The organism is Yersinia sp. IP36721 (genome assembly GCF_003634395.1).
GTDB lineage: Bacteria > Pseudomonadota > Gammaproteobacteria > Enterobacterales > Enterobacteriaceae > Yersinia > Yersinia entomophaga.
Genome location: NZ_QCZL01000111.1, coordinates 1 through 253, shown reverse-complemented (window position 1 = coordinate 253; position 253 = coordinate 1). Strand labels below are relative to the sequence as shown.

Below are 253 nucleotides of genomic sequence, written 5' to 3'. Positions count from 1 at the left end.
CAACCACAGCTAGTCAGGAACGCATCAACATCCGCAGGTTTTTTACCTGATAATTTATCAACCCACCTTTGTGTAATTTTATCTTTTCTATAAAAACCTTTAGAGACACTACATGCAGCCAACCCTAGCGGATCAATATATGTCAGTGGGTTCGGAACGTAACTATATAAGTTCAGCCCCCCCGCCAGCCCTATCGGGTCCGGACTTAAGTAACAGCAGGCCTGCGGGTCGTAGTAGCGGAAGCGGTTGTAGT

1 protein-coding gene is annotated in these 253 nt (G+C 46.6%); it reads right to left on the bottom strand.

From position 1 onward, the window contains the following. The coding region (locus tag DBA33_RS20555) for an RHS repeat-associated core domain-containing protein (RefSeq protein WP_162975271.1) at positions 1–253 on the bottom strand (253 nt) is incomplete at both ends.